Below are 25,938 nucleotides of genomic sequence, written 5' to 3' on the forward strand. Positions count from 1 at the left end.
CTTTCTCCACCATTTGTTGCCCGAACGGACAACTGTTGCCGGTACACCGGCAACAGTTGTCCGGCCGGGCAACAGTTGGTTCGGGAGAGGATCGTAGACTTGACGGATGAGCACCGCGCCTTCGACCGAGCCCGCACCCTCGACGGAGGCAGCACCCACCATCGACCCCGCCGAGATGGCGATCGCACTGCGCGTGCTCGCCTCGCTGAGCGAGATCGACCCCGAAGACCCCGACTTCGTCACCGTGCGGCAGGCCACCGCCAAGATGTTCAAGTCGGTGAAGATCGCCCGGCGCGGCGAGAAGCGCCAGGCCATCGCGGACGCCGACCGTGAAGTGATCGCCGCGACCGCCACGGGCGCCCCCACCCGCATCGACGACGAGACCATCGGCGCCCAGCTGCGTCTCGGCACGGACCGGGCGTCCGCGGGCGAGTTGCTCGTTCCCCGGGCCTGCTACATCTGCAAGCAGAAGTACACCCTCGTCGACGCCTTCTACCACCAGCTCTGCCCGGCCTGCGCGGCGATGAGTCACGCGAAACGGGATGCCCGCACCGACCTGACCGGCAAGCGCGCCCTGCTCACCGGTGGCCGCGCGAAGATCGGCATGTACATCGCCCTGCGCCTGCTGCGCGACGGCGCCCACACCACCATCACCACCCGGTTCCCGCGCGACGCGGTGCGCCGGTTCAGTGCCATGCCGGATTCGTCCGAGTGGCTGCACCGGTTGCGTATCGTCGGGATCGACCTGCGCGACCCGGCCCAGGTGATCGGCCTGGCCGACTCCGTTGCTGCGGCCGGCCCGCTCGACATCCTGATCAACAACGCGGCGCAGACCGTGCGTCGCTCCCCCGGCTCCTACTCGATGCTGGTCGAGGCCGAGTCGTCGCCGCTTCCCGAGGGCAGCATCCCCGAGATCGTCAGCTTCGGCCACACCAATGACGCGCACCCGACGGCCCTGGCGGCGTCCGTGACCAGCCACCCGATCCTGGCCGCCGCGGCCGCCGGCACGGCCTCATCCGTGCTGACCGCCGACGACCTCACCGCCCTGGCCCTCGCCCCCGGCTCGTCGTCGCTCGAACGCCTCGCCGCCGGCACCGCCATCGACGCCGGCGGGCTCGTCCCCGACCTGCATGAGGCGAACAGCTGGACCGCGAACGTCGAGGACGTCGACCCGCTCGAGATGCTCGAGGTGCAGCTGTGCAACACCACTGCGCCGTTCCTGCTGGTGAGCCGCCTGCGTGCGTCGATGGCCGCATCCGGCGCCCGGCGAACCTACATCGTCAACGTGTCCGCGATGGAGGGCGTGTTCGGCCGCGGGTACAAGGGCCCCGGCCACCCGCACACCAACATGGCCAAGGCCGCGCTGAACATGCTCACCCGCACCAGCGCGAAAGAGATGCGCTCCGACCGAATCCTGATGACGAGCGTCGACACGGGCTGGATCACCGACGAACGCCCCCACCCCACCAAGGTGCGCCTCGCCGAGGAGGGGTTCCACGCCCCGCTCGACCTCGTCGACGGTGCGGCGCGCGTCTACGACCCGATCGTGCGCGGCGAGGCCGGCGAAGACCTCTATGGTGTCTTCCTCAAGGACTACAAGCCCGCCACCTGGTGAAACCGGCCGGGCGGCATCCGATCGGCTATGGTGGCCGAATGCTCCCCTTGTGTGATTAGCGACCGGTTCGGCTTCGACCACCCGGTTCCTTCACTCGCGCACGGCGCGCACATTCTTCGGAGTTTCGTCCATGCCCTCCTCTTCCTCAGTACCCATTCCGCCGTCACGGCCCCTCGACGCCGCCCGGCCGGGTTACGCCGCCGTGCTCACGACACCCGGGGTTCCTTTCGTCTTCGCGAGCGCCCTCGCCGGCCGCTTCGCGTATGCGCTCGTCGGCCTGCCGATGCTCATCGCGGTCGAAACAGCCACCGGGTCTTACGCGGTTGCCGGGGCCGCCATGGGCGCTTACGGGGCCACCGCCGGCTTCCTGGCGCCGCTGCGGGCCCGGCTGATCGACCGGTTCGGCCGCCGACGGACGCTGCTCACGCTCTCACTCTCTTTCGCCGCGTCCCTCGGCCTGCTCGCCCTCGCGACCGGGACCGGCGACTCGGCCTGGTGGAGCATCGCGCTGGCCGGCGTCGTCGGCGCCGTCGCGCCGCCGCTCGGACCGATCATGCGTGTGCTCTGGGCGGCTCTCCTGCCGGCCCCCGGACTCCTCCGGAAGGCCCTCAGCCTCGACGCCGTGCTGGAGGAGGTGCTCTACCTGGCCGGCCCGGTGCTCGCCGGGGCGATCCTGCTCTGGATCTCTCCCAGCACGGCCCTGCTCATTCCCGCGGCCCTGATCGTGGTCGGGACCGCGCTGATGGTCTCCTCCCCGGCCATGCTGCCCGGCCAGGCCCCGGCCGAGGCCGACGGGCGCACGCCGGGCGATGCTCTTCTGACCGACCCGCGCTTCGCGGCCCTGCTGCTGCCCGTACTCGCGGCCGGGGTCCTCGTCGGCACGGTCTACATCGCGGTCCCAGCCTGGATTGGCGCCACCGCTCCGGGCGGCGCGACCGGCCATGCCGGTTCGACCGCCGAGGCGGGAATCGTGCTCGCTCTCTTCGCCGCCGGCAGCGCGGTCGGCGGGCTCGTCTACGGCGCCCTGCGGATCCGGTCATCGGCACGACGACAGTTGTTCGTCATCGCCGCTCTCTTCGCGGCCGGGATCGCCGCCGCCGGACTGGCCACGTCGACGCTGGCGCTTGGCGTCCTGATCGCGCTGGCCGGGCTCTGCCTGTCCCCGATCATGATCGTGGCCTACGTCGGTGCGAGTGACTTCGGCCGCGGCGGACGGGAGATCGAGGCGACGACCTGGGTCAATACGGCGCACAACGTCGGGGCCGCGGCCGGAAGCGCCCTGGCCGGGGTGCTCGTCGAGGCGGCAGGCGCGGGCGCCGCGTTCTTGGGCGCGGCCGTCGTCGGGGCCGTGCTCCTAATTCTGGCCGGGGTCGCCCGGTGGGTCACGCCCGAGGCGTCCTCCGACCGGCGGGCCGCCGCCCGCGTTCACGGCGCGCCCAAGCGACAGGTCCGTTAGGTTCTCATCCCAACTGTGACTAGTTTGGGGGGTCAGTGCTCGTTTGCGGTCTCCACGCCCTGCCGACAGGCTGCTCGCTCCCGACCCGGATGAGGTCAAACGGACCTGCGCAACGCTGTGCGTGCCGCCGACTGCCGATGACGACCGGAACGGAACCACCGGATGACTGAGACGCCCACGCCGACCAGGGAGCTGTCGCTGCGCGACATGCTGGCCTCCCTCGCCCCGAGCGAACCACCGCTCGCCCGGCGTCCTCGGGCGCACGTGAGCGCCCACCCGGTCGCCGCGAGTCCGCTCTATGACGAGGTCGAGTCCCGCCTGGACACCATCGCCGAGCATGAGAGCCTCGCCCTCGTGGCCACCGCCCTGGTCGAGCACCAGACCCGGATGGCACGGCTGCGGCGCATTCCAGCGGATGCGCGCAGCACCCCCGCAGCACCTGCCGAGGCGCCCCCCGCGCACCGCACCGCCATCGACCTCTGGGTGATGGTGTTCGGCGACGAGGACTGCACGCACTACACGGGCGAGGCGCTGCACCGCCGCACCCTGGTCGATGCCGTGCCCCGCGCCGGAGAATTCTTCTCCCCCGGCCAATTGAGTCGATTCGACACGCTGCGGCCGATGGTGGAACGCGTCGAGCACGCGCCCTTCCCGGAGAACTGCGCCATACCGACGGTCCTGGTCGTGGTGCATGTGGCAGCACTGGCCGAATCGGGCGAGCGCCGACTGGAACGACAGCGAGAACTGCGCAAGGAGGGGTGGGACATCGCCCTCCCCCAAACCCAGGTGGCAGCGCCCGGAGCCTAGCCTCCGCCCGAATCCCCGAACGGCACGACCCCGCCACTGCACGATGCAACGAAACGGAAAGCCGACGATGACCGAAATCTCCACAGAACTCAGGGAAGCTCTCCTGCGTGAAATGCGCAGCACGCTTCGCGCCACCACCGAGCGGATTGTGCCGCGGGAACGGCCGGTTCTTGTGCTCGAACTCGGCAGCCCGGTCTACGACGAGGTGGAGACGCTCCTCGGAAGCGGCGCAGGGCGGGCACGCCGCGGCGATCATGCGATCACCCCGGACGCCCGCGCGGTGCTGATCGTGGAGCCCGTTCACCCGGTGTACGACGAGGTGGAGTTCCTGATCGGCAACGACGCCGAGCGGGTCAGTCTCGGTGCGGTGGCAACGGCGATGGTCGAATACCAGGCCGGTGCGATCACCCGGGGTCAGGTCGCCGAACGCGCTCCCGCGGTCGCTGGGCGCCCGGTGCACTCGGTCACGAAGAACCGCACCGCGATCGACGTGCGACTGCTGGTCTTCGGCGACGACGCCTGCACGGAGTTCACCGGCGAAGCACTGCACCGGCGCACGCTCGTCGACGCCGTTCCGCGGGCCGGCGAGAGCTTCGTCCCCGGGCAACTGACGGGGTTCTCCGCCCAACGGACTGTGGTGCACCACGTCGAGCATGCCCCGTTCGCGCACTATTCCGACGAGCCCACCGTCGGGGTGGTGCTGCACCTCGCCGCCGTGGCGGAGTCGGACTCCTGGCGCCGCGAACGCCAGGGCAGGCTGCGCGCCGACGGCTGGCAGGCGCTCCCCGCGCGGACCTGATCGCATCCGATGCGAGGGACCGAGTGCCCAGGGCGCCCCACAGGTAGTCGGCGCAACTCATCCCGTGGGCGGACCCCGGCGGCCGCGCCGGCCGCCGGGACCGGCCTCAGCTCACCCGCACCACGATCTTGCCGCGGGTGTGGCCCTCCATGCTCAGGCGGAAGGCATCCGCGGCCTCCTCGAGCGGGAATGAAAGGGCCACCTCAACGGTGAGGGTTCCGGCCTCGACCAGGGCGGCGACCGCCCGAAGGTCGGCGGCCACGGGGTTCACCCACATCCAGGTGCCTCCGTGCTGCTCGACCGTGCCGTCGGCGATGGACGCGTGCCGGCCGCCGGGAGCGAGCACGGCGAGCGTGGTCTCGAGCACGCCGCCGACGAAATCGGCGACGACATCGACGCCGCCGGGAGCGGCCGCGAGCACCCGCTCGGTGAGGCCGTCGCCGTAGCGCACCGGCTCAGCGCCGAGCGCGCTCAGGAAAGCGTGGGTCGCCTCGGAGGCCGTGGCGATCACCCGGGCGCCGCGGGCGACGGCGATCTGGATCGCGAGCAGTCCGACGCCGCCGGCACCGCCGTGGATCAGGACCGTGTCCTCGGCGCCCACGCCCAGGCGGGTCAGCACCTGGTAGGCGGTGAGCCCGGCCAGCGGCAGCCCGGCCGCCCGCTCCCAGCCCAGCGACGCCGGCTTGCGTGCCAGGATACGTTCTGGAAGCGCGACGAACTCGGCGAACGTTCCACCCTGCACGTAGTCCTTCCGGCCGTAGGCGATGACTTCGTCACCGACGGCGAACTCCGGCGAGTCGATCCCCACCGATTCCACGACGCCCGCGACGTCCCAGCCGGGGATCGCCGGGAACTGGATGTCCATCAGCGGGTCCAGATAACCGGCCATGACCTTCCAGTCCACCGGGTTGACCGCCGCAGCCTTGACCCGCACCAGCACCATGCCAGGAGCGACCTTGGGCATCGGCTGATCGGTGAGTTCGAGGACATCGGGGCTGCCGTAGCGCGCATAGGTTATTGCTTTCATCTCCCGGCCAACCACCGCCCGGCCGCTCCTATTCCGTTCCCGGCGGGTCACGGGACGCACCGGACCGGGCTCCTGCCCGCGTTTTCCCTGCCTCCGCCGCAATAGTGGCTAGGCTTAACCGTCGTGCGTCCGGAGCCAGAAGCCCCGGTCGAAACTGAGATGGAGAATAAGTTGCCTGGAGAAAACCTCACCCGGATCGAAGCCCAGGAGCGTGCGGCGCTCATTGCCGTGCGGAGCTACGCGGTAGCCCTCGACCTCACCACCGGTGCGGAGACGTTCGGCAGCACGACGACGGTGGAGTTCTCGGCCACGCCCGGCTCGTCCACCTTCATCGACGCGATCACCAGCGCAGTGCACTCGGTGACCCTCAACGGGGTCTCCCTCGACCCTACAGCCGTCAGCGACGGCATCCGGATCCAGCTCGACGGCCTCGCCGCCGAGAACACCCTCACGGTCGTCTCCGACGCCGTCTACACGAACACCGGCGAGGGCCTGCACCGCTTCGTCGACCCGGTCGACAACGAGGTCTACCTCTACAGCCAGTTCGAGGTGCCGGACTCCCGCCGCGTCTTCGCCGTGTTCGAGCAGCCCGACCTCAAGGCGACGTTTGCCTTCACGGTCACCGCGCCCGGGGCCTGGGAAGTCATCTCCAACTCCGTCACGCCCGTCCCGACGGATGCCGGCAACGGCGCGAAGACCTGGGTCTTCCCGCCCACCCACACCATCTCCAGCTACATCACGGCCCTCGTCGCCGGCCCGTACTCCGTCGTGCGCAGCGAACTGACCTCGAGCGACGGACGCACGATCCCCCTCGGCCTGTTCAGCCGGAAGAGCCTGTTCCAGTACCTCGATGCGGACTATCTGTTCGAGAAGACCCGCCAGGGCTTCACCTACTTCGAGGAGAAGTTCAACTACCCATACCCGTTCGACAAGTACGACCAGATGTTCGTGCCGGAGTTCAACGCCGGCGCGATGGAGAACGCCGGCGCGGTCACCTTCACCGAGACCTACGTCTTCCGCTCGAAGGTCACCGACGCCATCAAGGAGCGCCGCGTGGTCACCGTGCTGCACGAGCTGGCGCACATGTGGTTCGGCGACCTGGTCACCATGAAGTGGTGGAATGACCTGTGGTTGAACGAATCGTTCGCCGAATGGGCGTCGACCATGGCCACCGCCGAGGCCACCGAGTGGACCGAGGCGTGGACCACCTTCGCCGTGATGGAGAAGAGCTGGGCCTACAAGCAGGACCAGCTCCCGTCGACGCACCCCATCACGGCCACCATCAACGACCTCGAAGACGTGCAGGTCAACTTCGACGGCATCACCTACGCCAAGGGCGGCTCGGTGCTCAAGCAGCTCGTGGCCTGGGTCGGCAGGGACGCGTTCTTCGCCGGCGTTGCCTCCTACTTCGCCAAGCACGAGTGGGGCAACACCGAACTGAACGACCTGATGGTCGAGCTCGAGGCCTCCAGCGGCCGCGACCTCACCGAGTGGACGAAACTCTGGCTCGAAACGGCGGGCGTGAACACGCTCCGCCCCGAGGTCACGGTCGATCCGGCCGGAACCATCACCGGCTTCACCGTGCTGCAGACCGCCGCAGCGGACTACCCCACGATCCGCCCGCACCGCCTGGCGATCGGCTTCTACGACCTCGCCGACGGCTCCCTCGTGCGCACCCACCGGGTCGAGATCGACGTCGACGGGCCGAGAACGGATGTCGCCGAGCTCGTCGGACTGGCCCGTCCCGCCCTCGTCCTGCTCAACGACGACGACCTCGCCTACGCGAAGATCCGCCTCGACGCCGCGTCGCAGGACGTCGCCCTCGAGAACCTGTCCTCGATCGAGAGCCCGCTCGCCCGGGCGATCGTCTGGGGCGCCGTCTGGGACGCGACCCGCGACGCAGAGACGGCACCACGCGACTTCATCAGCCTCGTGCTGGGCAACGTCGCCACCGAAACCGAGTCGACCACGTTGCGCACCGTGCTCGGCCAGGTCGTGCTCGCCGCGACCCACTATGTCGCCGAGGAGTTCCGCGCTAACACGGTCACCGAGGTCGGCGACGCCCTCTGGTCCCTCGCCCGGCACGCCGAACCCGGCACCGACGCCCAGTTCCAGTTCGTCAAGTTCTTCGCCTCGGTCGCCTCCACCGGCAGCCACCTGGCTTCGGTCGCGGCGCTCCTGGACGGCTCCGCACCGCTGGACGGCCTCACGATCGACACCGACCTGGCCTGGGAGCTGCTGATCGCGCTCGTCGCCGGCGGCAAGGCCGGCACGGCCGAGATCGACGCGGCCCTGGCCCGTGACAACACCGCGACGGGCGCCCAGTCGGCCGCCCAGGCGCGCGCGGCCATCCCGACGCCGGAGGGCAGGCAGGCTGCCTGGTCGTCACTGATCGACGTCGACACCGCGCCGAACACGATCGTGCGCGTGACCGCGGCCGGGTTCCTCCGGGCCAACGACACCACGCTGCTCGAGCCGTTCGTGGACCGGTACTTCGCCATGCTGCAGTCGGTGTGGGAGTCGCGCAGCTTCTCGATCGCGGAGAAGCTGATCCTGGGCCTGTACCCGTCCCCGCTGGCCGACCAGGCCCTGGCCGATGCGACCCGCGCCTGGCTCGACGCCAACCCGGAGCCGCTCGCCCTGCGCCGCCTGGTGATCGAGAACCTGGCCGGGGTGGAGCGCGCCCTCGCCGCCCAGGCGCGGGACGCGGTCTAACCGGCCCGGAGCATCCGTCTGGAACGCCTCACGGCCCTCGCCGCCGCCCGCACCGGGCGCACGGCGGGGGTTTTGGGTATCCCGTCCCGCGTTGTCGGCGAGGGTCCCAGCCTCTGCCCGGCGGCTCTCGGTAGACTGGTACCAATATGAATTTCGACGCAATCTGGCTTGAACTCACCCAATTCTTCACCGTCGATCTGTGGCTCAAGGTCATCAACATCGCCGCAATCGTCATCGGAGCCTTCCTGCTGCGCTGGGGGCTGCACTTCGTGATCGACCGGGTCGTGGGGCAGATCGTCTCCGGCGTGAAGAAGACCCAGAACGTGATGGACACCCAGGCGCTGAGCGTCTCCCCGGTGGCCGCCGTGCGCGTGGTGCAGCGCACCCGCACGCTCGGCTCCGTGCTCACCAACATCGTCAACGTCACCCTGCTGATCGTCTCCGTGCTGCTGATCGTGAACATCGTCAACACGGACATCCTCGGTTCCTTCGCCCTGCTCACGGCCGCGCTCGGCGCCGGGCTCGGCTTCGGCGCGCAGAACATCGTCAAGGACATCCTCAACGGCCTGTTCATGGTCGTGGAGGACCAGCTCGGCGTCGGCGACATCGTCGACGTCGGCTTCGCCTCCGGCGTCGTCGAGACGGTCGGCATCCGGGTCACCCAGGTGCGCGACGTCGACGGCACCCTGTGGTTCGTGCGCAACGGCGAGATCCTCCGTGTCGGCAACATGTCCCAGGGCTGGGCCAGGGTGATCATCGACCTCGCCATCCCGTACGCCTCCGATGTGGAGGCTGTGCAGGCCGAGCTGCTCCGGGTGGCCAGGGCGCTCGCCTCCAGCCGCAAGTGGCGCCCCGTCATCCTGGAGAAGCCCGAGGTGTGGGGACTCGAGTCGATCTCGGCCGAGGCCCTCGTCGTGCGCCTCGTGGTGAAGACCCGGGTTTCGGCCAAGTGGGACTTCGCGCGCGACCTCCGCCTGCACCTCAAGAAGGCGCTGGACGGGCTGGGCATCGGGCTGACCCCGCTGAACAGCGTCGTGATGACCGGACCGGACGGCTCCGTGAACGCGGCAGCAATCCCCGGCACCGATGAACCGTCCGACGCCGCCGCCGAGGCCGCCGCCGCCGTTCCCGATGCGATCACCGCCCCGTTCACCGCGCCGGTGCAGGTGCGGAAGAAATCCCGACTCCCCCGCGCCCCGCGCAAGGGCCGTGTCGCGGCCACGGATGCCGCGACGAATGCCGCCGAGCACCCGGCAGACACGACATCCGGCGGCAGCGCCCCAGCCCAGGAGCCGGCCGGGAAGCCGGCAGGGAACGCTGCAGTGAAACCCGCCGAGGCGCCGGCCGGGAAGCCCGTGAAGTCCGCCGCGGAGCTGGACGCCGAACACCCCACCCCGAGCTCGCCGAAGTCGGCACCAGATCCGGAGATCCGCGATGACGCCTGAGTCCAACCGCACGCCCACGCCCACGCCCGCGCCCACGCCCACGCTTATGCCGGCATCCGCCCCGGCCGCGGCGGCCGCCGCCACTCCGTCTCGCGTGCATCTGCGTGACGGCGAGAACGGCGCCGCGATCGGTGCCTCGTTCTACGAACAGGTCGGCGGACGGCCGTTCTTCGCGAGGCTCGTCGCCGAGTTCTACCGCGGCGTCGCCACCGACCCGGTGCTGAAGCCGATGTACCCCGAGGCCGACCTCGGTCCGGCCGAGGAACGCCTGACCATGTTCCTCGAGCAGTACTGGGGCGGGCCGGGCACCTACAGTGAGCAGCGTGGCCACCCGCGGCTGCGCCAGCGACACCAGCCGTTCAAGGTGAACCCGGAGGCACGCGACCGCTGGCTCGCGCACATGCGGGAGGCCGTGGACAGCGCCGACCTGCCGCCGCTGCAGCGGGAGACCCTCTGGGACTACCTGGAACGGGCCGCCCACGCCATGCTGAACACGTTCGACGAGTAGCCGCCCCTGTCGAATTCGACGGACATTTTCGTGTTCCGGCGCTCAACAGGGCGATTTTGAGCCGATTCCGGCAAAATGTCCGTCGAACTTGACGAGTGAGGGTGAGCCACGATGAGCGCCGTCCCCCCGTCCAGCAGTTCGGCCGAGGCCGACGCCATCGTCGTGGGGGCCGGCCTGGCCGGCCTCGTCGCGACGGCCGAACTGGTTGCCGCCGGCAAACGGGTGATCCTGGTCGAGCAGGAACCGGCGTCCTCGCTCGGTGGCCAGGCCTGGTGGTCCTTCGGCGGGCTCTTCCTGGTCGACTCCCCTGAGCAGCGCCGCCTGGGCGTGCACGACTCGTCCGAGCTGGCCCGGCAGGACTGGTTCGGCAGCGCCGGTTTCGACCGAGACGAGGACTACTGGCCCAGGCGGTGGGCGGAGGCGTACCTCGACTTCGCGGCCGGGGACAAGCGCGCCTGGCTGCACGAGCGCGGCATCCGGTTCTTCCCGGTCGTCGGCTGGGCCGAACGGGGCGGCTACACGGCGCTCGAGCACGGCAACTCGGTGCCGCGGTTCCACATCGTCTGGGGCACCGGGCCCGCCCTACTCGCGCCGTTCATCGCCCGGGTGCGGGCGGGCGTGGCCTCCGGGCACGTCACGGCGCTGCACCGGCACCAGGTCGACGACCTCGTCGTCACCGGCGGGACCGTGACCGGGGTGCGCGGCGGCGTGCTCGCGCCGAGCCCTGCCGCCCGCGGCGCGGCGAGTTCCCGCGACCGGGTCGGCGAGTTCGAGCTGGCGGCCTCGGCCGTGATCGTGACAAGCGGCGGGATCGGCGGCAACCACGACCTCGTGCGCGCCCAGTGGCCGTCCCGGCTGGGCGCCGCCCCGGAGCACCTGCTCTCCGGCGTTCCCGCGCACGTCGACGGCCGGATGCTCGGCATCAGCGAGCGGGCCGGCGCCCGCCTGATCAATGGGGACCGGATGTGGCACTACACCGAGGGAATCGAGCACTGGGATCCGGTCTGGGCGGCCCACGGCATCCGGATCCTGCCCGGTCCGTCGTCGCTCTGGCTCGATGCGACCGGCAAACGGCTGCCCGCGCCGCTGTTCCCCGGCTTCGACACCCTCGGCACTCTCGAGCACATTCTCGGCACCGGCCACGACCACAGCTGGTTCGTGCTCACCCAGAAGATCATCGAGAAGGAGTTCGCCCTCTCCGGCAGCGAGCAGAACCCCGACCTGACGGGGAAGGACCTCGCCCTGCTCGCCAAACGGGTCACCCCCGGGGCGCCGGGACCGGTGGAGGCGTTCAAGGCGAAGGGCGCCGATTTCGTCGTCGCCGGCACCCTGCACGAACTGCTGGCCGGCATGCAGCGCCGCTCACCGGAGGTGCGCCTCGACTTCGCCCGGATCGAACGGGAGATCCGGGCTCGCGACCGGGAGCTGGACAACGACTTCACGAAGGATGCCCAGATCACCGCGATCAGGCAGGCCAGGCACTACCGCGGCGACCGGCTCATCCGCGTGGCGAGCCCGCACAAACTGCTCGACCCGAAGAACGGGCCGCTGATCGCCGTCAAGCTGCACATCCTCACCCGGAAGAGCCTCGGCGGCATCGAGACCGACCTGTTCGCGCGCGCGCTCGGTCCCGATGGGCAGCCCGTTCCCGGCCTGTACGCGGCCGGGGAGGCCAGCGGCTTCGGCGGGGGCGGCATGCACGGTTACCGCTCGCTCGAGGGCACGTTCCTCGGTGGCTGCCTGTTCTCGGGCCGCACCGCGGGCCGCGCGGTCGCCGCGGCGCTGTAGGTCCGCCCCGCCCGACCGCGGCCTCATGGCGCACCTTTGGGCAGCGGGCGCACGGTAGAACGTGCGCCCGCTGCCCAAAGGTGCGCCGCGACAACCTGAGGTCGCCGCGGCGCGAGAGCGCTAGACGAGTTCGGCGGAGGCGACGATCGCCGCGGCGGTGTCGCGTCCCATCCGGATGGCGCCGTCAACGTGCTGGTAGCCCTTTCCGGCCAGGTCGCTGCAGGAGAAGGAGATCGGCCCGACGGGGGTGCGCAGATCGGCGCCGTAGCGGGCCAGCCCGCCCAGGTCGAAGCTCGCCGCGTAGGCCCCGCGGGTCCACTCCTCGGTGCCCCAGTCGCTCTCGTAGTAGACGACCGGCGTGAGCGCCTTCTCGCCGAAGTAGTGCGAGAGCGAGGTGAGGATGCGGGTCTTCCGCTCCTCCGGCGTGAGGGTGAACACCAGGTCGGCGGCCTCGTCCGACACGAAGCCCACGAAGGTGCCACGGCTGTCGCCGAAGTTCGTGTTGTCGTAGGCCTCATGCACGAGCTCGTAGGGGCTGAATGCGGTACCGGAGAGGCCGTCCTCTCGCCAGAACGGGGTCTCGTAGACGGCGTGCACCTTGATCACGAAGCCCATCGAGAGGTGCTGGTGCAGCTGGTGCTGGCGGCGCGGCAGCGGAGGCTCGAACGAGATCCGGCTGTAGAGCACCGGCGGGACAGCCACGATGACGCGGCGCGCGTGCACCTCGAGGTCATCGGTGACGGCGACGACGCCGTCCTCGTTCCAGCGCAGGGTGCGCACGGCCTGGCCGAGGTGCACGTCGTCGCCGAGCCGTTCGGCGAGGAGGATCGGCACCTGCTGGAGGCCTCCCACAACTCGTTCGTCGAGGATGAAGTCGGCGTCGACGAGGTTGCTGAAGCTGCCGGCACTGGCCGCCATCAGCAGCGCCTGCAGGGTGGAGAACGCGTGCGCCGGCTTGGTGAGCATGGCGCCGGCGATGAACATGCCGATGTTGTCGCGGGCCTCCTGGTCGGTCGTCTCGTTCTCCAGCCAGGCGCTGAAGGAGATCTCGTCGAGTTCCTTCGCGCGCGGGTGCGCCCAGGGGCGGTCGGGGTCGGTCTGGGCGACGAGGCCGTCGAGCAGTTCGATCAGGCGGAGGATCTCACGCTCGGTCTCGGCCGACACCGGGAAGATCTCGCCCTCGAACAGGGTGCGCTCCCCGGCGGCGTTGATGTACACGTTCTCGCCGGTGCGGTACCGCGCGAAGGTCTCGAGGCCGAGTTCGGCGATCGTCTCCTTTAGCGCGTCTTGGTCAGGCGAGACCCACTGGCCGCCGATTTCGAGCATGGCGCCGTCGATGTCGTCGGTCCAAAGCCGGCCGCCGACCCGGTCCCTGGCCTCGAGCACGGCGACGGTGAGGCCCGCCTTCCGAAGCTCGGTCGCGGCGGTGAGGCCGGATGCCCCGGCTCCGATGATGACAATGTCGCGTTCAATCGTGGTCATGATTGCTCCCCTGCAGTGTGAGTTGGTGTCTTCGGGTTCGATCGGGGTCAGGAGACCGGGATCAGGGTGTACTTGGCCTGGAGGTACTCGTGGATTCCCTCGAGCCCGCCCTCGCGGCCCAGGCCGGACTGCTTGACGCCACCGAACGGCGCCGCGGCGTTGGAGACGAGCCCCGTGTTCAGGCCCATCATCCCGGTCTCCAGGCGGCCGATCATCCGGTGTCCCCTGGCGAGATCCCTCGTGAAGACGTAGCCGACCAGGCCGTACTCGGTGGAGTTGGCCAGGCGCACGGCCTCGTCCTCGTCGGCGAAGGTGACGATGCCGACGACCGGTCCGAAGATCTCCTCGTGCAGGATGGCGCTGCCGGGTGCGACGCCGGTGAGCACCGTCGGCGCGTAGAACGAGCCGGGGCCCTCGGGGCGCACCCCGCCGGCGAGCAGGGTGGCACCCTTCGACAGGGCGTCCTGCACGAGCGCGTCGGTGCTCGCCACGGCGGCCTCGTTGACGAGCGGCCCGATGGTGACGCCCTCCTCGGTGCCGCGGCCCATGGTGAGAGCGGCGACCCGCTCGGTGAGCCGGCGGCCGAACTCGGCGGCGATCGATTCGTGCACGATGAACCGGTTGGCGGCGGTGCAGGCCTGGCCGATGTTGCGGAACTTGGCGAGCATCGCTCCGTCGACGGCCTTGTCCAGGTCGGCGTCCTCGAAGACGACGAACGGGGCGTTGCCGCCGAGCTCCATCGAGGTGCGCAGCACGCCCTGGGCGGCCTGCTGGATCAGCTTGCGACCGACCGGGGTCGACCCGGTGAAGCTCAGCTTGCGCAGCCGCGGGTCGGCGATGATCGGCCCGGCCACGGCCGAGGAGGCGGAGGTGGTGATCACGTTCACGACCCCGGCCGGCACCCCGGCATCCTCGAGCAGTTGCACGAAGTAGAGGGTGGTCAGCGGGGTCAGTTCGGCCGGTTTGATCACGACGGTGCATCCCGCGGCGAGAGCCGGCGCGATCTTGCGGGTCGCCATGGCCAGCGGGAAGTTCCACGGCGTGATCAGCAGGCACGGACCCACCGGGTGCTGGGAGACGACCATCGACCCGGTGCCCTCGGGGTTCAGCCCGTAGCGGCCGCTGATCCGCACGGCCTCCTCGCTGAACCAGCGCAGGAATTCGCCGCCGTAGGTGACCTCGCCGTTCGCCTCGGCCAGCGGCTTGCCCATCTCCATCGTCATCAGCAGGGCGAAGTCGTCGCGGCGCTCCTGCAGCAGGTCGAAGGCGCGGCGCAGTATCTCGGCGCGCACCCGCGGGGCGGTCGCCGCCCAGGCCGCGCTCGCGTCGACCGCGGCGTCGAGGGCACGGATGCCGTCGGCGGCATCCGCGTTCGCGATCCGTTTGAGCACGAGCCCGGTCGCCGGGTCGGTCACCTCGATCGGGTCGCCGCCGCCCTGCTGCCAGGCCCCGTTGATGTAGAGCCCGTCGGGGACGCGGGCGAGCAGGTCGGTTTCACGACGGGACACGATGTTCTCTTTCGGTTGGTTCTGGTTCACGCAGGTTCTCTCGTCCGGCACGGCCGCGCCGGGCCGTTGTCAGGGGTACAGGCCGCGGAGCAGGTGGGCCTCGGCGACGCGTTCGACCGCGAGCACGGTCGCGGCGGCGCGCAGGGAGAGGTCCCGGGCCGCGGCGTATTCGACGACCTGCTGCCAGGCGCCGAGCATCCGTTCTTCCAGCTTGTGCTCGACCTCGTCAGCGTTCCACCAGTAGGCCTGGTTGCCCTGCACCCACTCGAAGTAGGAGACGAGCACACCGCCGGCGTTCGCGAGGATGTCGGGAACGACGAGCTGGCCGTTCTCGGCGAAGATGCGGTCGGCGGCCGGGGAGGTGGGACCGTTCGCGCCCTCGACGATGATCCGGGCGCTGACCCGGGCGGCGTTGCCCTCGTGCAGCACTCCTTCGACGGCGGCCGGCACGAGCAGGTCGACGGGCAGTTCGAGCAGGGCGTCGCCGCCCAACGGCTCGGCGCCGTCGTAGCCGACGACCCGTCCGGTGGCGGCGACGTAGGCGCCGAGCCGGGTGAAGTCCAGTCCGTTCGGGTTGTAGACGGCGCCGTACTGGTCGCTCACCGCGATCACACGCACGCCGGCGTCGGTGAGGAACACGGCGGCGTCGTGGCCGACCTTGCCGAAGCCCTGCACCGCGGCGGTGGCGCCGTGCGGGCTGATGCCGCGGTGCCGGAGCGCCGCGAGCGCGATGTGGGTGACCCCGCGGGAGGTGGCGCTGGCGCGACCGTGCGACCCGCCGAGGCTGATCGGCTTGCCGGTCACGATGCCGGGAACGGTGTAGCCGACGTTGACGGAGTAGGTGTCCATGATCCAGGCCATGGTGCGTTCGTCGGTGCCCATGTCGGGGGCGGGGATGTCCTTCTCCGGGCCGATGATCGGCAGGATCTCGCTGGTGTAGCGCCGGGTGACCCGTTCCAGCTCGGCCTGGGAGAACTGGCGAGGGTCGATGGTGACCCCGCCCTTGGCGCCGCCGAACGGCACGTCGATCAGGGCGCATTTCCAGGTCATCCACATCGCCAGGGCGCGCACCTCGTCGAGGGTGACTCCCGGGCTGTAGCGCAGACCGCCCTTGGCCGGTCCGCGGGAGAGGTTGTGCTGCACCCGGTAGCCGGTGAACAGGCTGGTGCTGCCGTCGTCCCGGCGGAGCGGCACGGCCACGGTCATCTCCCGGCGCGGCGTGGAGAGCAGGGACTGCAGCCCCGCGCCGTAGCCGAGCACGTCGATCGCGCTGGCCAGCTGGGCGCGGGCATCGATCAGCGGGGTGGCGAGCGGGGTCGCCGGTGCGGTCAGGAGGGCCGTCGGTGCGGCCTCGAGGAGGCTCATGCGGCGGCCAGCGCGGCCTGGACGACCTGAAGGCCCTCGATGAGGAGTCCATCGGGGATACTCAACGGCGGCAGGAAACGGATCACGTTGCCATAGGTGCCGCAGGTGAGCAGGATGACACCCTGCGCGTGGGCGGCGGCGACGACGCGTCCGGTGAGGGCGGCATCCGGTTCGCCCGTCGCGGCGTCGACCAGTTCGACCGCGATCATGGCGCCACGGCCGCGCACGTCGCCGACGCGCTTGTCGGCGGTCCGGATGGCGTTCAGCCGGCCGGTGAGGATGGCGCCGATCTCCCTGGCCCGGGCGACCAGGTTCTCGGACTCGTACGCCGCCATGGTGGCCAGGGCCGCGGCGCAGGCGAGCGGGTTGCCGCCGTAGGTGCCGCCGATGCCGCCGACCTGCGGGGAGTCCATGATCTCGGCGCGGCCGGTGACCGCGGAGAGCGGGAGGCCGCCGGCGATGCCCTTGGCCATCACCATCAGGTCCGGAACGATGCCCTCGTGGTCGCTGGCGAACATGTCGCCGGTGCGGGCGAAACCGGTCTGCACCTCGTCGGCGATGAAGACGACTTTGTTGGCCCGGCACCAGTCCACGAGCGTGGGCAGGAAGCCCGGCGCGGGGACGATGAAGCCGCCCTCGCCCTGGATCGGTTCGATGATCACTGCGGCGAGGTTCTCGGCGCCGATCTGCTTCTCGATCTGCGAGATGGCCCGCTTCGCGGCGACGACGCCGTCCAGGCCGCCGTCGCGGTAGGGGTAGGACATCGGCGCGCGGTAGAGCTCGGCGGCGAACGGGCCGAAGCCGTTCTTGTAGGGCTGGTTCTTCGCGGTCAGCCCCATGGTCAGGGTGGTGCGGCCGTGGTACGCGTGGTCGAACGCGACGACGGCCTGCTTGCCGGTGTAGTGCCGGGCGATCTTGACGGCGTTCTCCACGGCCTCGGCCCCCGAGTTGAAGAGGGCGCTGCGCTTGGCGTGGTCGCCCGGGGTGAGCCGGTTGAGGGTCTCGGCCACCTCGATGTAGGAGTCATAGGGGGCGACGGTGAAGCAGGTGTGGGTGAACTGGGCGAGCTGGGCCGCGACGGCCTCGACCACCTGCGGAGCGCTGTTGCCGACGCCGGTGACGGCGATGCCGCTGCCGAGGTCGATCAGCGAGTTCCCGTCGACGTCGACGAGCACGCCGCCGCCGGCCGCGACGATGTAGACCGGAAGGGTCACCCCCACGCCGGCCGAGACCGCCTGCGCCTTGCGCGCCTGCAGAGCCTGCGATTTCGGGCCGGGGATGCTCGTCACCAGGCGACGCTCCTGCGGGAGGCTCGGTCCGCCGAGCGGCACGGTGGATGTGGGGGTTTCGACGATGGTCATGGCTGCTCCAGTTCTGCGACACAGGTGCATCGCCGCGCTGCCGGCGACGATGCCAATTGCGCAATGCTATGCACGGCAGCCCCCACCCGCGCCTGCCATTATGTACAACCTACGTCCGATCTTTCGCCGCCCTGTACACTCGTCGCATGTCTCCGTCCGTGGCCCCACCGCTGCTCCCTCCCCTGCGCCGCCTCCTCGCCCAGCCGGGCCTGGACCTGCGCCTGCTGACCCCGGAGTCCGACCTCCCGGCCGGCGCGCTCGATGCGCCGGTGGACTGGGTGCACAGCTCGGACCTGCCCGATCCGACCCCGTTCCTCTCCGCCAGCCAGATGCTGCTCACCACCGGTCGTCAGTTCACCTCCGACGCGACCACGGATGCCTTCTACACCGATTACGTGGACCGGCTGGCCGACCTCGGCATCGCCTGCCTCGGCTTCGGCACCGAGGTCGTGCGCGACGGCACGCCCGACGCGCTGGTCGCCGCCTGCCTGGCCAGGGGCATCCCCCTCGTCGAGGTGCCCTACGGCACGCCGTTCATCGCCGTGGCCCGCACCGCCGGGGACCTCGTCGCCGAACTGCGCTTCGCCAGGGACACCTGGACGCTGGCCGCGCAGCGCGCCATCTCGCTCGCAGCCCTCCGCCCCGACGGCCTCAGCGCCACCCTGAGCGAGCTGTCCCGTCAGCTCGGCCACTGGGTCGCCCTGTTCGACCCGAGCGGGGCGCTCGACCGGGTCTTCCCCCGCGATGCGTTCACCGGGGCATCCGCTTCCCCCGGCTCCCTCGACCGGGCGCAGCACGAGGCCGCGCGGATGCTCCGCCGCGGCCAGCGCGCCAGCCTCACCGTCGACGACGGCGACGAGACGCTCAACCTGCAGACGCTCGGGCGCCGCGACCAGCTACGCGGCGTGCTCGCGCTCGGCGGCCGCACCCCGCTCGACCTGGCCGGCCAGGAGGTCGTGACCAGCGTGATCGCGCTCGCCGGGCTCGCCCTCGAGCAGAACACGGCGCTCGCCCGCGCCCGGGGGCACCTCCGCTCCGGGCTGCTGCACGCGCTGCTCGGCGGTCAGGTCGAGCTGGCGCACACGATCTCGGCCGAGCTGTGGGGCGCCTTCCCGGCTGAGCCGGTGCGGGTCGCTGTGGCCGACCCTCCCCCGGAGCGCCTGGATGCGCTGACCGAGTTCCTCGAGCTCCGGGTCGAGGAGCGCGGCGGGCACCTCTTCTACGCCCGGGTCGGTGCCGGCGTCGTCGTCTGCCTCGACTCCGAGGCCGGCCCTCTGCTCGACGATCTGGTCGGGTTCGGCCTGCACGTGGGGGTCTCAGACCCGGCCCCGTACCGGTCACTGCCCAGGGCGCTCGCCCAGGCCCGCCAGGCGCTCGAGCGTGCGCAGGAGGGCGAACCGGGGATTGTGGCCTTCGACCTGATCTCCCGGCAGGGGGTGCTCGCCTTCCTGGCCAGGACGGATGCCTCGGAGGTCGCCCGCGCGGCCCTCGCGCCGCTGAGCGACCATGACGCCGCCCATGGCACCGCGCTCCTGGCCACGCTGCGGGTGTGGCTGGAGCAGAACGGCCAGTTCGGGCCGGCGGCCGAGGTGCTCGGGGTGCACCGGCACACCGTCCGCGCCCGGATCGGCCAGGCCGAGCAGCTGCTCGGCCGTGACCTCGGCACCTTCCACGCCCGCGCCGATGTGTGGGCCGCGTTGCTCGCAACCGGAGACGTCCTGGCGCCCTGATACGTCGCAGCCGGGGGCCGGTCCCGGTTTGGCGCTCCCCGGGCCGTCCTGTACCGTGACCGAAGTCAATCGTCCGATTGCCCTGCGGATCGCCGATGGGCGCGCGGGATGTCCCCACAACTTTTTGGAACTTAATGGCAATGATGCCTCGAGCTGGTACCCCTGATTCGAAAAACAAGGCCGGGCCGGGGGAATTGTCCAAGACTCTCAAGCCCCGCCACCTGTCCATGATCGCGATCGCCGGCGTCATCGGCGCCGGCCTGTTCGTCGGGTCCGGCGCCGCCATCCAGCAGGCGGGGCCCGGCATCCTCGTCGCCTACGCGGCCGCCGGCTTCGTCGTGATCCTCGTCATGCGCATGCTGGGCGAGATGGCCGCCGCGAGCCCGGAGACCGGGTCGTTCTCGACCTACGCCGAGCGCGCCCTCGGCCGCTGGGCCGGCTTCAGCATCGGCTGGCTGTACGCCTGGTTCTGGATCATCGTCCTCGGAATCGAGGCGACCGCGGGCGCGGCGATCGTGCATCGCTGGGTTCCCGGCGTCGACCAGTGGGTCTGGGCCCTGGTGCTCATGGTGCTGCTGACGCTGACCAACATCGCCTCCGTCAAGTCGTTCGGCGAATTCGAGTTCTGGTTCGCATCGATCAAGGTCGTCGCGATCATCGGTTTCCTCCTGCTCGGCGTCGCCGCGATCTTCGGCCTGCTTCCCGGCGTCCAGGCTCCCGGCCTCAGCAATCTGACGGGCCACGGCGGCTTCTTCCCGAACGGCCCAGGCGCCGTCCTCGGCGGCGTCCTCGTCGTCGTGTTCTCGTTCTTCGGCGCAGAGATCGCCACGATCGCGGCCGGAGAGTCGGCACACCCGGTCGACGCCGTCAAGAAGGCCGTCAAGTCAACGGTCTGGCGCATCCTCATCTTCTACATCGGCTCCATCGCCGTCGTCGTCACGCTCCTGCCGTGGGACAGCGCTTCGGTCGCGAAGAGCCCCTATGTCGCCGTCATCGAGCTGTTCGGCATCCCCGGAGCGGGCACCATCATGGATGTCATCGTGCTCACGAGCGTGCTCTCCTGCCTGAACTCGGGGCTGTACACGGCGAGCCGGATGCTGTTCTCGCTGTCGACGCGTGGTGACGCGCCGAAGAGCTGGGCGACGATCTCGGCGACAGGCGTGCCGCGCAGCGCGGTGCTGGCCGCGACCGTCGTCGGCTTCATCACCGTGGCGCTCAACTACGTCGCCCCCGACACGGTCTTCCTCTTCCTCGCCAACACGTCGGGGGCGATCGCGCTCTTCGTGTGGCTCGTCATCGCGGTCTCGCAGCTGGTGCTCCGCCGCCGGATGAGTCCCGTCGAGCAGGCGAACCTGTCGTTGAAGATGTGGGCCTTCCCGTACCTCACCTGGTTCGCGATCGTCAGCATCCTGGCCCTGCTCGGCGGCATGCTGATAGTCGAGGAATCGACGCGCCAGTCGCTGCTGCTGTCGCTGCTCCTCGCGGCCGTCGTGGTCGGGATCGGCATCTGGCGCTACCGAGGCGGGCGGGGCCGGGACACGTCCGAAGCCGCCCCCGATGCCGACGCCGCACCCGAAGTCGAGCCCGAAGTCGAGCCCGCGGGAATCACGGCCGGCCAGTAGCAACACGCTCACCCGCTCAGCGGTTGAGTTCCGGGGAAAGCACCCTCGACGTGGACGGGAGGGTGCTTTCTCCGCAACTGCGCCGCCGGACGACGCCGGTCAGCTGCGGAGCGACCAGGGCTTGCGGCGCACCAGGATGTGGCCGCGGCTCGTGCTCAGCCGGGTCCACGGGCCGGTCTCGAACAGGCGCACGGGTTCTTCCTTCGGCAGGAAGCCGAGACTGACGGCGGCGAAGGCCGCGCCGGCCGGCACGATCTCCAGTCCGGGGATCGGCCGGCCCCACACCTCGGAGCGTACGCGCTGCACGATCTGGCCGCCCGTCCCGGTCGGGATCACCGCGGCGACCTCCTCGATCCCGGCGTCCGCGGATGCCTGCAGCAGGGCGGCATCCGTCTCGCCCAGGGCAGTCCAGCCGCCCTTGGGCGGGGAGATCCCGGCCCAGGTCACGGTGGTCACCTCGAGCGGCACGGTCACGTTGACCGGCGCGTCCGGCAGGGTCACGGCGGACACGAGCCTGGCCAGCCGGTCGAGCAGTGAGCGCACCGGCACGACCGCATCGAGCTCGACCGGCGTGCCGAGCGCGAACGTGCGCAGGCCGAGCACCGTCGGGCTACCGTCAAGGAGTCCGCGCGGGTAGAGGATGGCCGTGTAGACGGCGAGCACCCCGGCCGCCGAAATCAGGCGCACGGAACCGTCCTCCACCCGGCTGGCACGCGACAGGTACACCTGGAGGTCGCTGAGGGAATGGGAATCCGTGAGAGAAAATGACTTGCTCATCTGCTCCTAAACTACCAAGGTACGACGGGGCTCACACGAACCCCCCTTCACGCGCCTGAGGAGGCCACATGGACGAGCCGATGCAAGGTCTCCTGACCGCCCTCGACCTCACCGACACGGGTGCCCGCACGAACGAGGACATCTTCACCGGGCCGTCGCAATGGATGCCGCTCGGCCGGGTGTTCGGCGGACAGGTCCTGGCCCAGTCGCTCGTCGCGGCGATGCGCACGGTGCCGGACGACCGGCACGTTCATTCGATGCACGGCTACTTCCTCCGTCCGGGCGACGTGGGCCAGCCGATCACGTTCTCGGTCGACCGGATCCACGACGGACGCTCCTTCGCGACCCGCCGCACGCAGGCCTACCAGGACGGGCGGCCGATCCTCTCGATGATCGCGTCGTTCCAGGACGACGACCAGGGCCTCGAACATCACATCGACATGCCGACCGACCTGCCCGACCCGGAATCCCTGCCGACCGCGGCGGAGTCCCTGGAGAGGGTCGACCACTCGATCGCGCGCTACTGGGCCAGCGAACGCCCGTTCGACATGCGCCACATCCCGTCGCCGATCTACCTGACGGTGAACGGCGAGCACACCTCGCGCCAGGCCGTGTGGATGAAGACGCTCGGCCCACTGCCGGACGACCCCGACCTGCACCGCGCGGCGCTGGCCTACGCGAGCGACTACTCGATCATGGAGCCGATCATGAGGCGCCACGGCATCGCCTGGGCCACCCCCGGGCTCAAGGTCGCGAGCCTCGACCACGCCATGTGGTTCCACCGCTTCGGACGTGCCGACGAGTGGATGCTCTACGTGCAGGATTCCCCCTCGGCGCAGGGTGGCCGCGGCCTGTCCACCGGAAGCATCTTCAGCCGGTCCGGGCTCCTCCTGGCCACGGTGGCCCAGGAGGGCATGCTCAGGGTGCCCACCAACGCCGAGTAGTCCCGCTCAGCTCAGGACTGCGGCCGGCCGGCCAGCAGCACCAGGCCGTCCGGTTCGAGACGGATGTCGACGGAGGCTATGTCGTGCCGGGCGACGCTGGTCGTGCCTACGGCCTCGATCGCGGTGCCCGGGCCGGCCAGCCAGGTCGCCACGAGGGTCACCCTGCCGCGGGTGTCGGTCACGTACATCGAATACGCCCGTTCGGCGGAGCCGGAGCCTCCGCCGGTCTGCGCGTAGCTGCACGACGAGTCGATCCTGGTTCCCCAGGCCTCGCCGGTCAGCACGAAACTGGCGCTGAGCGGGCTGGGCACGACCTGCTCCATCACCGTGCGGGCTGCCCGGGGCTGGGCACTGCCCGGCGCCGCGGAGGCTGCGGGAGCCGGGGAGGCAACGGGAGCCGCGACCGGCGCGCCGGGAGCCCCCGGGAGCACCGTGGCCAGCACGAGGGCGGCGGCTGCAGAGGCACCGGCCACCGCCACGACGGCCCCGGCCACGAGCACGCGCACGCGACGACGGCGCCGCCGCACCCGGTCCATCAGCCGCGGCAGGCTCTCGCCGGACAGGCCGGACAGGCCGGACAGGCCCGGCCCGCCGGCACGGTCGGCGTCCCGCGGCGCCGAGTCGGGGTGCGGCTCCGCTGCCTGCCGGTCCAGCGCGAGCGCCTCTTCGGCCGGAACGGTGCCGAGCAGCCCCGGCAGTGCCGCGAGCTCGGCGACCATCCGGGCGCAGTCGGGGCACTCGGCGAGGTGACGCTCGAACTCGTGCCGCTCACCGGAGGTCAGCGCCCCGAGCACATAGGCGGCATCCCAGTCGGCGTAGGCATCCGGGGTGGTCATCGTTCGCTCACCCCCCGCTCGTGCAGGGTCAGCCGCATCGCCCGGAGCGCGTAATGCAGGCGGGACTTCACGGTGCCGGGCGGAATGTCCAGCAGCCGGGCGGTCTCGGCGACCGACTGGCCGCGGTAGTACGCGCAGATCACCACGGCCCGGTGTTCGGGGGACAACCCTGCCAGCGCGTCGGCGACCAGCCAGGAATCGAGCAGGGCGGACGTCTGGTCGACAGTCAGCTGTTCGGGGAGCTGATCGGTCGTGAACTCGTGGCGGTGCCTGGCCGACCGGCGGTCGTCGATGACGAGGTTGCGGGCCACCGTGAACAGCCAGGCCCGGGCGGACGTCTCCGATTGGTCGAGCACGCGGGGCAGGCGCCAGGCCCGGAGCAGGGTTTCCTGCACCACATCGTCGGCGAGGGCGGCGTCCCCGGTCAGTCGCACCACATAACGCCAGAGCGCCGGGGCATGTTCATCGTGGAGGGCACGCAGGAGTTCGGCCCGCTCGTCCGTCACCATGCACCTCCCGTCATTAACACGTCGGACCCGCCGGCGGGGTTCACCCGGACGCTGAACCGAAAGCGCCACCGTGTCGTTGTACTGAGTAACAGGTCCACTGGGTAGCATCGCCCTGCCGACCCCAACCTATTCGCGAACCCGGTCAAGGAGAACCATGACGAACTCCACCACGATTCCAGCCGATACCGCCGTGGGCATCTCCCGCCGGGCCGCCCTCCTGATCGGAGGCTCGGGAGCCGCCGTCGCACTCGTCGGTTGCAGCACAGGGCCGGCCGCGACCGGGGATGCCGCACCCACCGACCAGGAGGGCGCCACGACGTCCGACACGGGAGGTTCGACGGAGGTCGCCAAGCTGGCCGACATCCCGGTCGGCGGCTCGCTCGAGGCGTCACTGAACGGAAAGCCCATCCTGGTCAGCCAGCCCACCGCGGGGAAGGTGATCGCATTCAGCGCCGTGTGCACCCACCGGGGTTGCGTAGTGAAGCCAGTCGGCAAGGAATTCGATTGCCCGTGCCACGGCTCGAAGTTCGACGCGATGACCGGCGAGGTCCTCGGTGGACCGGCCCCGAGCCCGCTGGTCGCGGTGCCGGTGTCGGTGACCGGCGACTCGGTCACCGCCACCTAGGAGCCGGGCGGCCATGGACCTCTACTCCGTCAACGGTCTCCCCCTGCACGTCCTCCTCGTGCACCTCGTCGTCGTTCTCGTGCCGGTGACCGCCCTGGCCGTGCTCCTCGCCGCGGTCTTCCCCGGGGTGCGACGCCGCCTGGGCATCGTGCTGCCGGCGCTGGGGCTGGCGGTGATCGTGCTGGTGCCGCTGACCAGCCAGGCCGGTGCCTGGTTGCAGGCCCGGGTGGCCCCCACCCCGCTGATCGGCGTGCATGCGGGCCTGGGCGGGGCGCTCTGGCCCTGGACGCTCTCCCTCGGGCTGCTCGGCGTCCTGGTCTGGCTCTGGCACACCGTGCAGGACCGGCGACGCCGTGCGCGCCCGGGGACCGGGCGACGGGCGGTCAACGTGCTGCTGGTGCTGCTGGCCCTCGGACTCGGTGGCGTGGCCACCTGGCAAACCGTGCTGGTGGGCGAATCAGGCAGCCGGGCGATCTGGCAGGGCTCGTTCAGCGAGACCCCGCGGTAGCCCTCCGAAACCGGGCTAGTCCTCCGGAACGGATGCCCTCCGGGAGAACCTGACGGGCTCGTCCAGGTACGGCGTCCAGGCGTCGCGCTCGGTCGGGCTGATCTTGCGCGGCCGCTCGGTGGCGGCGTCGACCAGCACGATCGTGGTGCTCGCCCGGGCGTAGAGCACCGCGGGAAGCACTCCGTCGGGGCTCCACACCTCGTAGCAGACTTCGAGGCTGGCCCCGCCGAGCTTGCCCAGCCAGAGCCGCACGACGACCGGTTGCCGCAGGTAGGGAATCGGTGCGAGGTATTCGGCCTCGAGCCTGCCGATCAGGGTCAGCGTCGCGGCCCCCGGCCGGCCGTCGAGCACCGCGGTGCCCGCTCCCAGCGCCGGCTCGGTCGCGTCCTCGTCCAGCCAGAACGCCTGGATGCGCGCCTCCTCGAGGAGGCGCAGCATCGCGGCATTGTTGACATGGCCGTACGCGTCAAGATCGGACCAGCGCAGCGTGATCGGCACATGAAGCTTCATC

At 70.6% G+C, this 25,938-nt stretch carries 22 protein-coding genes; 13 read left to right on the forward strand and 9 right to left on the reverse strand.

Annotated elements, in window-relative coordinates:
- The first annotated feature begins 106 nt into the window (after nt 1–106).
- The 4 genes from E3O48_RS12055 to E3O48_RS12070 all read left to right on the forward strand — a co-directional run bounded on the left by E3O48_RS12055 (nt 107) and on the right by E3O48_RS12070 (nt 4,677).
- Nucleotides 107–1,615: an SDR family NAD(P)-dependent oxidoreductase gene (locus tag E3O48_RS12055; protein WP_134539108.1), complete on the forward strand. Its 1,509-nt coding sequence runs from the start codon at nt 107–109 to the stop codon at nt 1,613–1,615.
- 130 nt (nt 1,616–1,745) lie between these two features.
- On the forward strand, nt 1,746–3,071 hold the full coding sequence (locus tag E3O48_RS12060; RefSeq protein WP_134539110.1) for an MFS transporter: 1,326 nt from the start codon (nt 1,746–1,748) through the stop codon (nt 3,069–3,071).
- Between the two features lie 162 nt (nt 3,072–3,233).
- Nucleotides 3,234–3,878: a hypothetical protein gene (locus E3O48_RS12065; protein ID WP_134539112.1), complete on the forward strand. Its 645-nt coding sequence runs from the start codon at nt 3,234–3,236 to the stop codon at nt 3,876–3,878.
- Between the two features lie 67 nt (nt 3,879–3,945).
- On the forward strand, nt 3,946–4,677 hold the full coding sequence (locus tag E3O48_RS12070; protein WP_134539114.1) for a hypothetical protein: 732 nt from the start codon (nt 3,946–3,948) through the stop codon (nt 4,675–4,677).
- A gap of 106 nt (nt 4,678–4,783) precedes the next feature.
- Here E3O48_RS12070 and E3O48_RS12075 read toward each other — a convergent pair whose 3' ends face one another.
- Entirely contained in the window at nt 4,784–5,704 is a 921-nt protein-coding gene (locus E3O48_RS12075) for an NADP-dependent oxidoreductase (RefSeq protein ID WP_134539116.1), read from the reverse strand.
- 171 nt (nt 5,705–5,875) lie between these two features.
- On the opposite strand from E3O48_RS12075, the gene pepN reads away from it, so the two are divergent.
- From pepN to E3O48_RS12095, 4 genes are all read left to right on the forward strand, one after another.
- Complete coding sequence (gene pepN, locus E3O48_RS12080; protein ID WP_134539118.1) at nt 5,876–8,419, forward strand: aminopeptidase N; 2,544 nt, start codon at nt 5,876–5,878, stop codon at nt 8,417–8,419.
- A 146-nt stretch (nt 8,420–8,565) separates the two neighbouring features.
- On the forward strand, nt 8,566–9,864 hold the full coding sequence (locus tag E3O48_RS12085) for a mechanosensitive ion channel family protein (protein WP_134539120.1): 1,299 nt from the start codon (nt 8,566–8,568) through the stop codon (nt 9,862–9,864).
- 46 nt (nt 9,865–9,910) lie between these two features.
- Nucleotides 9,911–10,372: a globin gene (locus E3O48_RS12090; RefSeq protein WP_134507526.1), complete on the forward strand. Its 462-nt coding sequence runs from the start codon at nt 9,911–9,913 to the stop codon at nt 10,370–10,372.
- 111 nt (nt 10,373–10,483) lie between these two features.
- Nucleotides 10,484–12,160, forward strand: coding sequence for an FAD-binding dehydrogenase (locus E3O48_RS12095; protein WP_134539121.1), 1,677 nt, complete (start codon nt 10,484–10,486; stop codon nt 12,158–12,160).
- A 120-nt stretch (nt 12,161–12,280) separates the two neighbouring features.
- Here E3O48_RS12095 and E3O48_RS12100 read toward each other — a convergent pair whose 3' ends face one another.
- The 4 genes from E3O48_RS12100 to gabT all read right to left on the reverse strand — a co-directional run bounded on the left by E3O48_RS12100 (nt 12,281) and on the right by gabT (nt 17,876).
- A complete protein-coding gene (locus E3O48_RS12100) occupies nt 12,281–13,642 on the reverse strand; it encodes an NAD(P)/FAD-dependent oxidoreductase (RefSeq protein WP_134539123.1) in 1,362 nt (453 codons plus the stop codon).
- A gap of 47 nt (nt 13,643–13,689) precedes the next feature.
- Nucleotides 13,690–15,150, reverse strand: coding sequence for an NAD-dependent succinate-semialdehyde dehydrogenase (locus E3O48_RS12105; RefSeq protein ID WP_134507228.1), 1,461 nt, complete (start codon nt 15,148–15,150; stop codon nt 13,690–13,692).
- Between the two features lie 69 nt (nt 15,151–15,219).
- The gene (locus tag E3O48_RS12110; RefSeq protein ID WP_134539125.1) at nt 15,220–16,515 is read right to left on the reverse strand and encodes a Glu/Leu/Phe/Val dehydrogenase; all 1,296 of its coding nucleotides are present in this window, start codon (nt 16,513–16,515) and stop codon (nt 15,220–15,222) included.
- Complete coding sequence (gabT, locus tag E3O48_RS12115; protein ID WP_134539127.1) at nt 16,512–17,876, reverse strand: 4-aminobutyrate--2-oxoglutarate transaminase; 1,365 nt, start codon at nt 17,874–17,876, stop codon at nt 16,512–16,514. Before gabT ends, E3O48_RS12110 begins: the two co-directional genes overlap by 4 nt.
- Before the next feature lie 146 nt (nt 17,877–18,022).
- Here gabT and E3O48_RS12120 point away from each other — a divergent pair, with 146 nt between their 5' ends.
- Together E3O48_RS12120 and E3O48_RS12125 are read left to right on the forward strand one after the other, a co-directional pair.
- Nucleotides 18,023–19,606 carry a PucR family transcriptional regulator gene (locus E3O48_RS12120; RefSeq protein WP_134539129.1) on the forward strand — a complete coding sequence of 528 codons (1,584 nt, stop codon included), beginning with the start codon at nt 18,023–18,025 and terminating at the stop codon, nt 19,604–19,606.
- A gap of 143 nt (nt 19,607–19,749) precedes the next feature.
- Nucleotides 19,750–21,228, forward strand: coding sequence for an amino acid permease (locus tag E3O48_RS12125; protein ID WP_134539616.1), 1,479 nt, complete (start codon nt 19,750–19,752; stop codon nt 21,226–21,228).
- Between the two features lie 99 nt (nt 21,229–21,327).
- On the opposite strand, the gene E3O48_RS12130 is transcribed toward E3O48_RS12125, so the two are convergent.
- Nucleotides 21,328–22,005: a hypothetical protein gene (locus E3O48_RS12130; RefSeq protein ID WP_134539131.1), complete on the reverse strand. Its 678-nt coding sequence runs from the start codon at nt 22,003–22,005 to the stop codon at nt 21,328–21,330.
- A gap of 68 nt (nt 22,006–22,073) precedes the next feature.
- On the opposite strand from E3O48_RS12130, the gene E3O48_RS12135 reads away from it, so the two are divergent.
- Nucleotides 22,074–22,949, forward strand: coding sequence for an acyl-CoA thioesterase II (locus E3O48_RS12135; protein WP_241982513.1), 876 nt, complete (start codon nt 22,074–22,076; stop codon nt 22,947–22,949).
- Nucleotides 22,950–22,960: 11 nt separating this feature from the next.
- On the opposite strand, the gene E3O48_RS12140 is transcribed toward E3O48_RS12135, so the two are convergent.
- Together E3O48_RS12140 and E3O48_RS12145 are read right to left on the reverse strand one after the other, a co-directional pair.
- Nucleotides 22,961–23,785, reverse strand: coding sequence for a zf-HC2 domain-containing protein (locus E3O48_RS12140; protein WP_134539133.1), 825 nt, complete (start codon nt 23,783–23,785; stop codon nt 22,961–22,963).
- Nucleotides 23,782–24,294 carry a sigma-70 family RNA polymerase sigma factor gene (locus tag E3O48_RS12145; protein WP_134539135.1) on the reverse strand — a complete coding sequence of 171 codons (513 nt, stop codon included), beginning with the start codon at nt 24,292–24,294 and terminating at the stop codon, nt 23,782–23,784. Before E3O48_RS12145 ends, E3O48_RS12140 begins: the two co-directional genes overlap by 4 nt.
- A 154-nt stretch (nt 24,295–24,448) precedes the next feature.
- On the opposite strand from E3O48_RS12145, the gene E3O48_RS12150 reads away from it, so the two are divergent.
- Nucleotides 24,449–24,919: a ubiquinol-cytochrome c reductase iron-sulfur subunit gene (locus E3O48_RS12150; protein WP_134539137.1), complete on the forward strand. Its 471-nt coding sequence runs from the start codon at nt 24,449–24,451 to the stop codon at nt 24,917–24,919.
- 13 nt (nt 24,920–24,932) lie between these two features.
- Nucleotides 24,933–25,427, forward strand: coding sequence for a DUF2231 domain-containing protein (locus E3O48_RS12155; protein ID WP_134539139.1), 495 nt, complete (start codon nt 24,933–24,935; stop codon nt 25,425–25,427).
- 15 nt (nt 25,428–25,442) lie between these two features.
- Here E3O48_RS12155 and E3O48_RS12160 read toward each other — a convergent pair whose 3' ends face one another.
- Nucleotides 25,443–25,937: a thioesterase family protein gene (locus E3O48_RS12160; RefSeq protein ID WP_134507175.1), complete on the reverse strand. Its 495-nt coding sequence runs from the start codon at nt 25,935–25,937 to the stop codon at nt 25,443–25,445.
- Nucleotide 25,938: the final 1 nt, after the last annotated feature.

The sequence above is a fragment of the Cryobacterium sp. HLT2-28 genome, from assembly GCF_004402495.1.
Taxonomy (GTDB): Bacteria; Actinomycetota; Actinomycetes; order Actinomycetales; family Microbacteriaceae; genus Cryobacterium; species Cryobacterium mannosilyticum.